Source organism: Pseudoalteromonas sp. CST2, assembly GCF_028599385.1.
GTDB lineage: Bacteria > Pseudomonadota > Gammaproteobacteria > Enterobacterales > Alteromonadaceae > Pseudoalteromonas > Pseudoalteromonas atlantica.
Genome location: NZ_JAQREO010000012.1, coordinates 103,555 through 115,324 on the forward strand (window position 1 = coordinate 103,555; position 11,770 = coordinate 115,324).

Sequence of the window (11,770 nt, forward strand, 5' to 3'; positions counted from 1 at the left end):
CGTGAGCTGGACGCGGAAGCTTTGCTCGGTTTTGACTTATTCTTACATGGATGTAAGTCATTAGGATAACGCAGGAGCAGTTATCGAGCCCACTAGGTTACAAACCTCGCGCCGCGATTAAACCGCCCCTAGTTTGAACAAATTTCAAACTGCAAAGGTCAACAGACCCTATTTGAGTTACTTTTTATGCACCTTGCTCAACACTTAATTTAAACGGCTTTATTAATAAAAATTAAAGCAAAAAAAAGCGGCTTTACTATAAAAGTAAAACCGCTTACACACACAATGATTGGGTGTAACTGTGATTTTTTACGTTACGCTGGGCTCATAAACTCGTTAATTTGTTCATGAGTAAGTGTAGGTGTAGCACCGGCACTTTCGGCCACCATAGCACCTACTGCACACGCAAAATCAACAGCATGTTGTGCACAATCGCTACTACAAAGCTGATAAATTAACGACCCTAAAAACGAATCCCCCGCGCCTACTGTATCCACAACGCTAATTAAATAACCTGAGTTATAGTAATTTTCGCCTTTTATGGTTAGTAGTGCACCGTGGCTGCCTTTAGTTACACATAAGTATTCGGTGTTAGTTTGCTGTGCAATAAACGCTAAGTTTTGCTCAAGTGAATGGAACTTACAGCCCATTGCTTTGGCAATTTCATAAAGCTCTTCATCGTTTAATTTGATGAAGTCGGCTTTATTCATTAAATCTACTAATGTGTCTAACGTGTAGTGTGGCGCACGTAAATTTACGTCAAACACTTTAAAGTTAGCTACATCAACTAATTGGTTTAATGTAGCAAGTGAAGCTTCGCTTCGGCCAATTAGGCTGCCAAATACAAATACATCACTGGCTTTTACTTTTTCAATAAGTGAATCTGTAAGCTCAATGTTATCCCACGCTGTATCGGCAACTATTTCGTAGCTGGCTGAGCCGCTTTTATCTAAGGTAACTTGTACTGTGCTGGTTTTTTTGTCGTTATTAACGCCAATGTATTCGCAGCTTACGCCTTTGCTTTTAATTTCGCCTAGTAGCTCAGTACCCAGTTCATCGTTACCTACAGCGCTTATCATGTCGGCTTTAATGCCCAGTGAGTTAATACGCACACACATGTTAAGCGGCGCGCCGCCTAAGCGTTTATCGTTTGCAAAACAATCCCATAGTACTTCGCCAAAGCAACTTACGCTTACGTCTTTACCTTGTTTAGAATCAATTAAAATGCTCATTATTAGTTACCTTTAGGCTCAAGCACGTTATTCATAATTGCTTTAATTTTGCTTGCCGGTGCGTATAACGCTTCTACATTGTTTTTGTAGTGAGACGTAAAGGCACTTTGCGTGTTTAAATTGCCAAATAAGCTTGTTAGCGATAGAAATGCAAGGTCATCAGTCGCCGTTTTAGCCGCGGCTTCATGTAACTCGCTTTGCATTGCATCGATTATTTCAAGTTTATTGCCTTGCTCATCTTCGCCTTTATCGCTGTAAAAACACCATGCAGCAATAACCAGGGTCGCAAGTGATACATCACGGCCATGGGCTAGATTTTCGTTAATAGTGGCAATTAAAAACTTAGGTAGCTTAGCTGCGCTTTCTGAACAAATGCGCGATAAGCTGTCTTTAATGTTTGGATTAGCAAAGCGCTCAATTAGCGTGTCTTTGTAGATTTCAAGATCAATGCCTTCTAATTTCTCTAGGTTAGGCGTTACTTCTCTATCCATAAACGCACGTAAGTACTTAGCAAATAAAGGATCTGATACTGTTTCGTCAATTGTGCCGTAGCCATGTACAGAGCCTAATAAACCCAGTACCGAATGGCCTGCATTTAATAAGCGTATTTTCATGGTCTCAAAAGGTGTTACGTCACTTACAAATTGTGCGCCAACGCTATCCCAATTTGGGCGTCCGCAGCAAAATGAGTCTTCAATTACCCATTGAGTAAACGACTCACAGGTAATTGGCCATTCATCGCTAACACCGTACGCATCAACAACGTAGTCAATATCGCTCTTTTTAGACACTGGCGTAATACGGTCAACCATTGCATTTGGGAAAGTTACGTTAGTAGCAATCCACTCGCTTAGCTCTTTGTCTTGCTCGGCCGCAAAGGCAAGTAGCATTTTACGCGTTACATTACCGTTGTGCTGAATGTTATCGCACGACTGTACTGTAAACGCATCAAGGCCTTGTTCTTTACGTAGCTTTAACGCAGCAGTAATGTAGCCAAACGCCGTAATTGGGTCGTTCGGGTTATTAATGTCGTTAATAATGTCTGGGTTTGAGTAATCAAACTCACCCGTTACTGGGTTAAAGTTATAGCCGCCTTCGGTAATGGTTAACGACACAATATGCGTATCGCTGTGCGCAAGCTTATTAATAACCGCTTGCTTGTCCTCTGGAGCAAACAAAAAGTCAATCATAGAGCCAATAACTTTGTTATCTATTTGCCCGTTTGGGTGTCTTACCGTTAGCGTGTAAAGGTAGTCTTGTTGCTTTAAAATATCGCGCAGACCACGGTTACCTTCTAATAAGCCAACACCACAAATACCCCACTGTTCAGCACCTGGCGTTTTTAATAGCTCGTTAATGTACACCGCTTGGTGAGCACGGTGAAAGCCGCCCACACCAATATGAACTATACCCGCTTTTAGCTTACTACGGTCGTAGTTTGGTGTATCTACATGGCTTGGCATATCTGCCAAGCTTTGTTGGTTTAGCCCTTTAACAAGAGCGTCAGTGTGCTGGTGTTGCGTCATGGTGCGGCCTTACTAAAACAATATTAAAAATTTAAATTAAGATGCAGTATTGAGTGCTTTATGGCGCAATAGCGACCAGTAAGCGGTTGCAAAATAAATAATGGTGCAAATAAAACATGCAATTTCAAACTGAGATTTATTTCCTGCGTAAATGCTCATGCTGTCACTAAAAAACATTACTTGGCTGGCAAAGCCAAAAATAATAAGTAACGAAACAGTCGACACGCCATTTAACACTTTGGTTAGCATTGAGTTATCAACAACTGGAGCTTGAACGTTTTCTGCCAGTCCTGCTTGGTACTCTTTAATGTCTTGCTGCTCTTGCTCTTCTGCTGCAATTTCTTTGCTGTAGTCTTCACCTGCGCCGTATTTTTTAGCCAGTAGCGTGTAAATAACAATGGTGAAAATCCAAGTAGGAATAAATAAGTAGTAAAACGACATTACATCAATCGCATTTAAACCAAAGCCAAACACTAGTGCTAATGCCCAAGAGGCAATGGCTGGTACGCTACGTGTAATGTTTTTGTATTTAGCCCAGTAGCGGGTTAAACCAATTTTAGGAAATAAAACATGCTCGGCAAATACAATGCCGCCTACAGGTACTACTAATAAGCCTGCGTAAGTTAAAAGCGGTAACATTTGCGAAAATACAAACGGGAAACACGCAATTATAACGGTTACAACACCGACAATTGCGGTAGTGCGCTCGCGCGATTGGTCAACAAAAATAGATTGTGCTGCAAGGCCTGCGCGGTAAAGGTTAGCGTTAGCTGTAGTCCAGCCTGCAATAATTACAATAACAAAGCCTGTCCAGCCTAATGCGTGGTAAGCAACGTCACCTGGGTCAAGTGATGAAATAGTTGTTTTAAGTAATACCGCAACACCTGCGCCCATAATACCGGCCGAGATCCATGCTAAGTAATGGCCAAAAAACATACCTACGCCTGAAAACAAACCGTAGCTTTTGCGTTTAGCAAATCTAAAAATTGCCATATCAATTAAGCCAAAGTGGGTAATAGAGTTTGCAGCCCATGCAAAACCAATAACCTCTAATAAGCCAATACCTTTTTCGCCATCAGCGGTGGTACCGGTCCAAATAGAAGAATCCCCTATCGCCATAAAGTCATCAAACCCAGTTAGCGTGGTTACTCCTAATACATGATTAGAAAGCTCAGGGAACAAGGCAAACGAGCCCGCTATAAAAATAACAAATAACCATGGCGCACAAATTTTAGAAAAATCAGCAACGGTTGAAAAACCATACATAGCCACAAATACAACAATAGAGCCAACCGATAAAACAATGGCCACAAATGCTAAGCTGTTAGGGTACCAATCGAGTTGCGCGGGTATATCAAACAAAAACCGCACTGCGGTTGCCGATACCGTGATCATGGCGGCGGATATCACACTAAATATGACCACATTTGCCCAGTTATAGAGCTTGGTCATTGAGTTACCCGCAATTTTATTTAGGTAGTTGTATAAACTTAAGCGTGTTTCTACCGCAATTGGAGAGGTAATTAACCACCACGAACACATAGCTAATAGGTTACCAATTAATAAACCTAATAAAATGTCGATGGTCGATGCGCCTAATGCAACAAAGGTTGCACCAATAACAAACTCGGTTGCAGCAACGTGTTCACCAGCGTATAAACCGGCAAAGTGCTTCCAACCATGAAGCTTATGATTAGCAACGGGCAATTGCTCTTCGTTAACATCGTTAAATGTTTGTGTGTGTGGACTTGATGCCATGGTATTTTCCTATTGTTTTAAGCACAGCCCTAACTAACCTGAACTCTGGATAATAAATCTATCTCAAGCAGCTATTTCCAGCGCTAACTACGTTAAATTTACTTGCAATAGGCTAGCTATTGACGCGTAATTTCGCCTTGTTTTCACTGTAAATCTCTTAACCAAAGTTCAGGTTAACTATTAATTTAAATAAGTGTTTTTTATTTAAATTAATAGTGAGTAAATCACCGTGCCTTTTTATAATGCTACTACTATAACTAATTAATAATTAATGCATTTTTACGTTAAGCTTTGTCAGTGTAATAAAGCTCAACGTTGATATTCTATTACTGTGTTTGTAATGCTGGGTACTGCTTATAAAAGTCATCCCAATGCGTTAAATGCGCTACCTCTGGGTAAGCTTGGTGAACAAAGTTCACTGCATCTTGCATATGCCCACCCCCGCTGTAATGCAAAACCTGCATATTGGCGGCAAGTGCGGCGCACACGCCGGCTTTTGAATCTTCAATCACTAAACAGTTTTGTGGCTTCACGCCCATTTGCTCAGCGGCATGTAAAAATAAATCGGGCGCGGGCTTACCATTTTTTACCTCACTTGAGGTAAATACCTTATTAAAGTGCTGCGATAAATTAACCACATTAAGCGCTTTAGCTGTGCGTTTAGGGCTACTGCTTGTTGCAATACAGCAAGGTACAGATAATTGCTCTAGCACGTGTTTAATGCCGTTAGTTGGCATTAATGCAGTTTCGAACTCGTTTAATAATGCTTCTCGGTAATCGGCTTCAAAGCTCTCAGCTAAGGTCACGTTAAAGGTATCGAATAAGTTTTGGGTGACTGTTTTAAAATTACAGCCCAAAAAATATTGCTGTACATAGGCTCGGTCAATATTAACGCCAATCTCTGCAAGCATGTTTATTAACACTTGCGCGCTTAATATTTCGCTATCTATAACAACGCCATCACAATCAAAAATAACTAATTCTATTTTAGTATTCATATTGCCCCTTTTTATGCACCTAGTTTGGTGCAACCTTAACTTGAGCATAAGCCCAGCAAGTGAGCATATTCTCTTTATTGTTATAATAAGTCAACATCTTGTTAGTGAAAAACGCACCACAGTGGTGAATATTTATTCATTAAATATGAAATTGTCTGTATTTTCATTGATTTCAAAATTGCAATTACGACTAAGGTCGAACATTGCAAAACCGCTATTTAGAAAATAGAAGGCAGCACGCAAACAGCAATCTAAATTTGTGATTACTCCAATCTAAACAATCAATTTTACCGAACTCACTTTTGTTAATACACTCGTTAACAGTTAAACAGCCAGCAACACTGCCGGCACTTTTATACAGATGAGGTCGACAATGAATACTCAAAAAAACACGATTAATAATAAATCTACGTTAACGCTAAGCGCATTAGCTTTAGCAATGGCATTACCTGCAAGTGCCGCAACTACCCTTACTAAAGACAACGGCGCAGCTGTTGGCGACAACCAAAACTCTATTACCGCAGGTGAGCGCGGAAGTGTATTACTTGAAGACGTACACCTAATTCAAAAGCTACAACGTTTTGCACGTGAGCGTATTCCTGAGCGTGTAGTGCATGCGCGTGGTACAGGTGCACACGGTGTGTTTGTAGCGTCTAAAGAATTAGATGACTTAACAATTGCTGCACCGTTTGCAGAAGCGGGCAAAGAAACTGACGTATTTGTACGTTTTTCATCAGTAATTCACTCAAAAGGTAGCCCAGAAACACTACGTGACCCACGTGGTTTTGCTACTAAGTTTTACACCGACCAAGGTAACTGGGATTTAGTAGGTAACAACTTACCGGTATTCTTTATTCGCGATGCGATTAAATTTCCAGACATGGTTCACTCGTTAAAACCATCACCGGTAGATAACATTCAAGATCCTAACCGCTTTTTTGACTTTTTCTCATACGAGCCAGGTTCTACTCACATGTTAACGTGGGTATACAGCGACTACGGCACACCAGCAAGCCTACGTAAAATGGACGGCTGGGGCGTACATGCTTACAAAATGATTAATAAGTCAGGCGATGTTAAATACGTTAAGTTTCACTGGGTAAGCCAACAAGGTATAGACAACCTTGATGCTAAAGAAGTAAACGAAGTGCAAGGTAAAGACTTCCAACACTTAACACGCGACCTATACAGCGAGATTGGTAAAGGCAACTTCCCTAAGTGGGATCTATACATTAAAACCCTTGATCCGTCGCAGTTAGATGACTTTGACTACAACCCATTAGATGCAACAAAAATGTGGTTAGACGTTAAAGAAACTAAAGTAGGCACCATGACCCTAAACCGTATGCCAACTAACTTCTTCCAATCTACAGAACAAGTTGCTATGGCACCGGCAAATGTAATTCCGGGTATTGAGCCATCTGAAGACAGACTTTTACAAGGGCGTGTTTTCTCTTACGCCGATACGCAAATGTACCGCTTAGGTGCTAACCACCAGCAATTGCCAATTAACCGTGCAAAAGTTGAAGTGGTTAACTACAACCAAGACGGCGCAATGAACTACGGTAATACAACAAGTAACGTGAACTACCAACCAAGTCACGAAAACGTTGCAGAAAACCCAATTGCACGCAGAAGTAACACAGAGCTTAAAGGCTACGTACAACAAGCAGCAATTAAAAAGCAGCAAAACTTTGCTCAAGCGGGTGTACTTTACCGCAGCTTTAGCAAGCAAGAGCGCACTAACTTAGTTAACAACTTAGCCGGCGATTTAGGCAAAGTGAAAGACAGCAAAGTTATGCACAAAATGCTTAGTCACTTCTACAAAGCAGATAGCGAATACGGTACACGCTTAACTAACGCTGTAAACGGCGACATGAAACAAGTTAAGCAACTAGCCGCTAAGCTTTAATATTTTACCCAACCTGTAAGTTATTGAGGAAAGCCTAGCTTTCCTCTTTTTTAAAAAGGTAAACAGTATGCGTAAATTACTTATTATATTTACTTTAGTGATGAGCTTTTCAGGCTTTGCCAATGAGCCACAAAGCGCTGTAACAGAACAAAGCACCGCCCAGTCGCAATACGACAGCTTACTTGCTTATTACTTTGCAGCCGCACGCACCGACGACACCGCCGTAATAACGCAATTTGTTGATGCTGGCATTCCTATTAATAGTTACAACAACAAAGGTTACACCGCGCTAATGATTGCCACCTACCACGGCAATAAAAATACGGTAAACACCTTATTGCAATTGGGCGCTAATGCCTGCCTTGAAGACAACCGCGGTAACACAGCCCTAATGGCCGCCATATTTAGAGGCGAATTTAGCATAGCTAAAACACTTGTAGGCCTTGATTGCGACAACGCACATCAAAACAAAGCCGGTCAAACAGCCGAGCAATTTGCACAAAAATTTGGCCAACAAAAAGTGCTCGACTTATTAGCACAGGTAAACAGCAAATCTAATTAACTAGCTTTTAATATACCCCCTAGCCCGTTATTGTTAGTGACAATAAGGCTACATTAGCAGCCAATAACAAGGCTCTAGCAAAATAAGTAGTACCCTTTAGTTATTTAAACCTTCCTCTCGCCCCATTTCATCTGGGGCGTGGTTTAATACCAACGCCAATAAATAGCTAATCTATTTTACTTGCTAAAACAACTCATTTCTCTGTTGTAATTTTCGTCAAGGGAACAACCATTTACATCAATTTACGCCTAGGACTGAATTGTTTATTCGGCGTAAAATTTAAAACACATACTTAATAGGGTTGGTATAAACAATGCTTTCCCCTCTTGCCGAGACTGGTCTAACCAGCTATTATTTTTACCTGTGTACTTTATATGGGAAATAATAATTCTAATGACCGCACCACACTTTGAGCACACCACTATTACCTGTAATAACAGGCAAACCCTAAACGCCCGTGTATTTACACCCACCAGCGCTATTAAAGGTGCGGTGATGATTGCCCCTGCAACCGGTATAAAGCAGCAGTTTTATGCAAACTTTGCTACTTACTTACAGCAACATGGCTTTGGCGTTATTACGTTTGATAACAGTGGCATTGGCCAATCGCTTAACCGCAGCATTAAAAAAAGCAAAGCCAGTTTACAAAGTTGGGGTGAGCAAGACATGCCTGCGGTGCTTGAGCATTTGCAAAGGGTATTTCCTAATACGCAGTATCATTTAGTGGGTCATAGCGCCGGCGGGCAATTAGTGGGGCTAATGCATAACGCTAACGAGCTAAGCTCCGCGTTTAATTTTGCTTGCTCGTCGGGTAAATTAACTAATATGAGCTTAGCGTATCAGGTTAAAGCGCACTTTTTTATGAATGGGGTTATACCCTTTAGTAATGCCTTGTTTGGTCATACTAAATCGCAGTGGTTTGGCATGGGCGAGCCACTACCTAAAGGCGTAGCTAAACAATGGCGCAAATGGTGTAACGCCCAAGGGTATGTGCAATCAGCATTTGGTGATACCGTATTTCAACACTGTTACAACACGCTTTCTATGCCCTCAATATGGGTTAATGCTACCGATGACGATATTGCTAACAATGCAAATGTTGCCGATATGCTCTCGGTTTTTCCTAAATTAAAAGCACAAACCCTAACCTTAAACCCACACGACTATGGTTTGAAGGAAATTGGCCATATGAAATTTTTTAGCAAAAAATCTGACGGATTATGGCCACTTGCGCTTAATTGGCTAAACAAACATAGTTAAAGAAGGATGCGTTTACACCGTTAGTTTACGGCGTTAATTTGCTTTTTAACTGGTTTTTCACGCGTTACGAAATAGCATACGAGTGAGCCGCCAGTTACCATTATTACTCCTTGCCAAAACGAGGCACTGAGGGTAATTGATAAATAAAGCGCCGAAATAATCGCCGAAAAAACCGGCGTAAAATACGAAAGCGTACCAAGCAACATTAAGTTACCGCCAATAATAGCTTGGTTCCAAAGAGCATACCCGCTGCCAACAACCACACCAGCTAACACAAGCGTTACGGTCGCGTGCAGTGTAAAGGTCATTTTTGGCTCGTCACTTAATCCATACAACACCCATAAGCTTAGTGCCGTGGCGATAAAAAACAGCACAATGGCATTTTGCCCATTGCTATTTTTTTGAGTAATTACACAGTAAACAGACCAAATAAAAGGTGCTACAAACGCCAACAAGTAGGCCGTTGGGTTACTGGCAAAATTACCCATAATACTATTAAGTGATAACCCACTATCGCCACCAACGCACCAAGCCACACCAAAAAAAGCGAGCAGCATACCTGGGTAAATCCAAACACTTACTTTACTACGATTAACTATAATACTGAGCAAAATGGTAAGTGTGGGCCATAAATAATTTATAACTGCCATTTCTACCGCTTGGTGGCGATTATTAGCAAGCCCTACAAACAGCGCTAAACACACCTCGTAAAGTGCAAATAAAGCAGTACCCCAAATAATATAACGCTTATTAAACCCAGCAAACTTAGGCCGTCCCATTACCAAAATTAAAAACAGCGCGCTTACACTGTACATGAGTGCCGCCCCACCTATGGGGCCAAATAACTCCGAAACATCCCTGAGCAGAGCCACTAAACAACTCCATAACAAAATAGCGGCAATGCCATAAAGCGTGTATTTATGATTAGAAAAAAAGTCCATTAACTACCTAAAAGTACTACTTACGTTTGACGTTACGCTAACAGTAATTAGTGGGTTAAACAATTGTTGCTCATCATTTATTGTTATAAAGATGTTTTTGGCCTGCACTTAAGTGTTTGACCTTTTGGTCAGTAAAGTTACAATCATTCAACATGTTAAAAACAGCATCGCCATAATGAGCACACAAACAAAGCCAAATAAAAAAGAACTCACCCGAGTAAAAAACCAAACATTAATACTCGATGCCGCCGAGCAATTGTTTTCTCAGCTTGGTTACGATGGCACCAGTATGAGTATGGTTGCCAAAGAAGCAGGCGTTCCTAAGGCCAATATTTTATATTATTTTAAAAGCAAAGACGGCCTATACGAAAACGTAATAGACCGCATTATTGCACACTGGAACTTAGGCTTAGATAACGTAACCCCTGAGGACGACCCTGCACATGTGCTGTATCACTATATTAAAAGCAAAGTCATACTTGCCATAAACCAGCCGCTGCAATCACGTTTATTTGCCAGTGAAATACTGCGCGGCGCTCCTTATTTGCAAAACTACTTTAGAACCAACACACGCCCGTGGGTAAAACAAAAGGTAGACGTGTTTCAGGCCTGGATAGATGCAAACAAAATGGATAATGTTGACCCTTACCATTTATTATTTACCATTTGGTCAACTACGCAGTACTACGCCGATTTTCAGGCCGAAGTGCTACTGGTAATGAACAAGTTAGAATACGACGAAACCGATGTGGCACAAATAACGCAATCAACTGCCCACATAATTTTAAAAGGTATTGGTTTAAAAATACCTGAGCACAGTGAGGCTTAACCCATGGATAATTTTACTACCCCAGACTTATTTGACGATCACCGCAATAGCGTACAAGTCGCCGACAGCGGCCTGCGCCACTTTGGTAAAAAAACCACATTTAGTGGCCAAGCAGTTACCGTTACCTGCCCAGACGATAACTCGTTTGCCGCCGACATACTGCATGAAAACGGCAAGGGTAAAGTACTGGTTATTGATGGCTTTGCTAGCAAACGCTTCGCTTTTATAGGCGATATTATGGCGGAGCGCGCGTTAAAAAACGGCTGGGAAGGCGTGATTATTAACGGCTGTTGCCGTGACATTGAAATACTTGCCACAATGGATTTACCGGTTATGGCACTTGGCTCAACCCCGCGCAGTACATTAAAGCGTGGCTTTGGAGATAAAAATCAAACAGTGACCATGCTTAGTACCACAATTAACCCTAACGATTGGCTATACGCCGATGTAAATGGCTTAATTATTAGCCCTAACGCATTACTATAAACGCCACACTTGCAACCAAGTTGGTGCAATCACGCACCAACTTGGTGTGTTTTCACCTCTAAATTACACCTTCTTTAATACTTATATTTTTATAAATATCTGCTAAACCCCATACAAACCAAAAAAAACCTGACCGAGCGGACAGCTTTATTGCATTTGGCATTGCTTTTGCTTAGCTTTTAGGCAATATAATAGCTAACAGATTAAAAGGCGGATCAGGCTCTGTAAAATAAAAATAAGATGTTACGCAGTGGGCTGAAAAATAA

Annotated in this window: 10 protein-coding genes; 5 read left to right on the plus strand and 5 right to left on the minus strand. The window is 41.1% G+C overall.

Annotated elements, in window-relative coordinates:
- Positions 1-314 precede the first annotated feature (314 nt).
- The 4 genes from PSH41_RS15015 to PSH41_RS15030 all read right to left on the minus strand — a co-directional run bounded on the left by PSH41_RS15015 (position 315) and on the right by PSH41_RS15030 (position 5,514).
- Positions 315-1,232: a carbohydrate kinase family protein gene (locus PSH41_RS15015; RefSeq protein ID WP_024032786.1), complete on the minus strand. Its 918-nt coding sequence runs from the start codon at positions 1,230-1,232 to the stop codon at positions 315-317.
- 2 nt (positions 1,233-1,234) lie between these two features.
- The gene (locus PSH41_RS15020; protein WP_273589457.1) at positions 1,235-2,758 is read right to left on the minus strand and encodes a mannitol dehydrogenase family protein; all 1,524 of its coding nucleotides are present in this window, start codon (positions 2,756-2,758) and stop codon (positions 1,235-1,237) included.
- A gap of 36 nt (positions 2,759-2,794) precedes the next feature.
- Entirely contained in the window at positions 2,795-4,516 is a 1,722-nt protein-coding gene (locus PSH41_RS15025; RefSeq protein ID WP_029772305.1) for a purine-cytosine permease family protein, read from the minus strand.
- A 326-nt stretch (positions 4,517-4,842) separates the two neighbouring features.
- Positions 4,843-5,514 (minus strand): HAD family hydrolase, encoded by a 672-nt coding sequence (locus PSH41_RS15030; RefSeq protein WP_055255470.1) that lies wholly within the window; start codon positions 5,512-5,514, stop codon positions 4,843-4,845.
- Between the two features lie 373 nt (positions 5,515-5,887).
- Between PSH41_RS15030 and PSH41_RS15035 the strand changes: the two genes are divergently transcribed.
- The 3 genes from PSH41_RS15035 to PSH41_RS15045 all read left to right on the plus strand — a co-directional run bounded on the left by PSH41_RS15035 (position 5,888) and on the right by PSH41_RS15045 (position 9,248).
- Positions 5,888-7,426: a catalase gene (locus tag PSH41_RS15035; RefSeq protein ID WP_004587093.1), complete on the plus strand. Its 1,539-nt coding sequence runs from the start codon at positions 5,888-5,890 to the stop codon at positions 7,424-7,426.
- Between the two features lie 100 nt (positions 7,427-7,526).
- A complete protein-coding gene (locus PSH41_RS15040) occupies positions 7,527-7,988 on the plus strand; it encodes an ankyrin repeat domain-containing protein (RefSeq protein WP_420875260.1) in 462 nt (153 codons plus the stop codon).
- Positions 7,989-8,381: 393 nt separating this feature from the next.
- Entirely contained in the window at positions 8,382-9,248 is an 867-nt protein-coding gene (locus PSH41_RS15045) for an alpha/beta hydrolase family protein (RefSeq protein WP_273589458.1), read from the plus strand.
- 20 nt (positions 9,249-9,268) lie between these two features.
- Here the strand turns inward: PSH41_RS15045 and yddG are convergent, their stop codons facing one another.
- The gene (gene yddG / locus PSH41_RS15050) at positions 9,269-10,189 is read right to left on the minus strand and encodes an aromatic amino acid DMT transporter YddG (protein WP_024032801.1); all 921 of its coding nucleotides are present in this window, start codon (positions 10,187-10,189) and stop codon (positions 9,269-9,271) included.
- 175 nt (positions 10,190-10,364) lie between these two features.
- On the opposite strand from yddG, the gene PSH41_RS15055 reads away from it, so the two are divergent.
- Both PSH41_RS15055 and PSH41_RS15060 read left to right on the plus strand, forming a co-directional pair.
- Positions 10,365-11,018, plus strand: a complete 654-nt coding sequence (locus PSH41_RS15055) for a TetR/AcrR family transcriptional regulator (RefSeq protein WP_248443469.1) — start codon at positions 10,365-10,367, stop codon at positions 11,016-11,018.
- A 3-nt stretch (positions 11,019-11,021) separates the two neighbouring features.
- A complete protein-coding gene (locus PSH41_RS15060) occupies positions 11,022-11,504 on the plus strand; it encodes a putative 4-hydroxy-4-methyl-2-oxoglutarate aldolase (protein ID WP_054981718.1) in 483 nt (160 codons plus the stop codon).
- Positions 11,505-11,770 lie beyond the last annotated feature (266 nt).

Bases quoted from the DNA above. Each gene is read 5' to 3' on its own strand.
- PSH41_RS15030 (WP_055255470.1), bottom strand. From the start codon at position 5,514: ATGAATACTAAAATAGAATTAGTTATTTTTGATTGTGATGGCGTTGTT.
- PSH41_RS15025 (WP_029772305.1), bottom strand. From the start codon at position 4,516: ATGGCATCAAGTCCACACACACAAACATTTAACGATGTTAACGAAGAG.
- PSH41_RS15035 (WP_004587093.1), top strand. From the start codon at position 5,888: ATGAATACTCAAAAAAACACGATTAATAATAAATCTACGTTAACGCTA.
- PSH41_RS15020 (WP_273589457.1), bottom strand. From the start codon at position 2,758: ATGACGCAACACCAGCACACTGACGCTCTTGTTAAAGGGCTAAACCAA.
- PSH41_RS15060 (WP_054981718.1), top strand. From the start codon at position 11,022: ATGGATAATTTTACTACCCCAGACTTATTTGACGATCACCGCAATAGC.
- PSH41_RS15040 (WP_420875260.1), top strand. From the start codon at position 7,527: ATGAGCTTTTCAGGCTTTGCCAATGAGCCACAAAGCGCTGTAACAGAA.
- PSH41_RS15055 (WP_248443469.1), top strand. From the start codon at position 10,365: ATGAGCACACAAACAAAGCCAAATAAAAAAGAACTCACCCGAGTAAAA.
- yddG (WP_024032801.1), bottom strand. From the start codon at position 10,189: ATGGACTTTTTTTCTAATCATAAATACACGCTTTATGGCATTGCCGCT.
- PSH41_RS15045 (WP_273589458.1), top strand. From the start codon at position 8,382: ATGACCGCACCACACTTTGAGCACACCACTATTACCTGTAATAACAGG.
- PSH41_RS15015 (WP_024032786.1), bottom strand. From the start codon at position 1,232: ATGAGCATTTTAATTGATTCTAAACAAGGTAAAGACGTAAGCGTAAGT.